Below are 2,046 nucleotides of genomic sequence, written 5' to 3' on the forward strand. Positions count from 1 at the left end.
CCGGTGCCGAGGCCGCCGAGGAGGAGGAGCAGGACGAGTTCGACGTCGTCATCGACGACGCCGGCGACAAGAAGATCCAGGTCATTAAGGTCGTCCGCGAGGTCGTCTCCGGCCTTGGCCTGAAGGAGGCCAAGGAAATGGTGGAGGGCGCCCCGAAGGTCGTCCTGGAGAAGGTCGACAAGGAGAAGGCCGACGACGCCAAGGCCAAGCTGGAGGAGTCCGGCGCCAAGATCTCCCTGAAGTGATCTTCACCGTTCGGTCCCGGGGCCGCAGGGGTCCCGGGACCGGTCGGCTTTTCCGTTTTCCGGAATAGTTCGCCCGGGCGCGCGTTCCGCGCCCGTCGAATGGCTTTTGTCGCGCGTTCCGCGCGCATTCATCCGCGGTGGCCGACGACCGCAGGTTCGATCCGATAACGATTCGCGGGGCGGCCGGACTGTTCCGCGGTTCGGCGTCGCGGGATGCGGCTGCCGCTCAAACGGCTGCCGTGCAAGGTTTTGCAAGCGGGTACTCGCGCAGAGTGCCCGCTTTTTTGCGCTCCGCGCACGAACGCTTGATCATTTCGGCCGCCGGATCGATGGTTTCGGACACTTCGGAACAGTTTCGGTGCGCCTCTGGGAATCAACTGAACTCGTGAGTAACCTGTCCGGGTCTCGCTCGTTAGCCAGGTGTGACGCTACTGACGTTCGTTAGTCGAGTCACGTATGCGAGGCTCCCGGCCGGGTTGCACTACTGCACCTGGCGGAAGCGCTGCCGACGAGCAACGCGGCCAACGACGGAACGCGGAGGTGCCGGATGGGTGTCGAGGTGACGGTCGAGGGCTTGTCCAAGTCCTTCGGCGCGCAGACCATCTGGCGGGACGTAACGCTGACCCTGCCGACCGGGGAGATCAGCGTGCTGCTCGGACCTTCCGGCACCGGCAAATCCGTGTTCCTGAAATCGCTGGTCGGCTTGCTCAAACCGGAGCAGGGCAGCGTGCTGATCGACGGCGTGGACGTCTGCGACTGTTCGGAGAGCAAGCTTTACGAGGTGCGCAAGCTGTTCGGCGTGCTGTTCCAGGACGGTGCGCTGTTCGGTTCGATGAACCTTTACGACAACATCGCGTTCCCGTTGCGCGAGCACACCCGCAAGGGCGAGTCGCAGGTCCGCGAAGTGGTCCTCGAGAAGATGGAGATGGTCGGTCTCATCGGTGCCGAGGACAAGTTGCCCGGTGAGATCTCCGGCGGTATGCGCAAGCGCGCGGGCCTGGCGCGCGCGCTGGTGCTGGATCCGGAGATCCTGCTGTTCGACGAGCCGGACTCCGGTCTGGACCCGGTGCGCACCGCATATCTGAATCAGTTGATCGTCGACTTGAACGCGCAGATCGACGCGACCTGCCTGATCGTCACGCACGACATCAACACCGCGCGCACGGTGCCGGACAACATCGGAATGCTGTTCCGCCGCAACCTCGCGATGTACGGGCCGCGGGAAATGCTGCTGACCTCCACCGAGCCGGTGGTGGAGCAGTTCCTCAACGGCCGCAAGCAGGGTCCGATCGGGATGAGCGAGGAGAAGGACGCCGGGCAGGCCGCCGCCGAGCTCGCGGAGTTGCAGGACGAGTCGCGGGTGCCGCACATCATTCCGCAGCTGGAGGCCACCGCGGGACTGCCGGAGCGGGCCGCGGTGCGGCGCAGGCAGAACCGGGTGATGGCGAATCTCGGTTCGCTGCCCCCGGAAGCTCAGCGCGAGATCGTCAACAGCCTCAGCGCGAAAGACCGCGAGTACTACGGCATTCGCGAGGGTGCTGCGCCGGTTCCGGCCGCGTCGATGAGCGGGTCGTTGCCGACCGCCGATGTGGCTCGGGTTCCGTCGCAGCAGCAAGCGCCGCAGCACCAGCAGCCCGGGCAGCACCAGCAGCAAGCCGCGCCGCAGCACCAGCAGGCGCCGGCGCACCAGCCCGGCCCGGCCAACCAGGCCCGTCCTGCCAATCAACCCCGCCCGGCCAACCAGCCGGGGCCGGCGAACCAGCCCGGTCCGGCGAATCAACCCGGTCCGGCGAATCAACCC

General features: G+C 66.4%; 2 protein-coding genes. Both read left to right on the top strand.

All coding sequences use genetic code 11. From position 1 onward, the window contains the following. Nucleotides 1-245 (top strand): 50S ribosomal protein L7/L12 (rplL, locus tag IJH84_RS04625; RefSeq protein WP_295140613.1); only part of this gene is annotated, 245 nt, incomplete at its 5' end. Nucleotides 246-792: 547 nt separating this feature from the next. Next, nucleotides 793-2,046 (top strand): ABC transporter ATP-binding protein (locus IJH84_RS04630; RefSeq protein ID WP_295140616.1); only part of this gene is annotated, 1,254 nt, incomplete at its 3' end.

The sequence above is a fragment of the Saccharopolyspora sp. genome, from assembly GCF_017434145.1.
Taxonomy (GTDB): Bacteria; Actinomycetota; Actinomycetes; order Mycobacteriales; family Pseudonocardiaceae; genus Saccharopolyspora_C; species Saccharopolyspora_C galaxeae.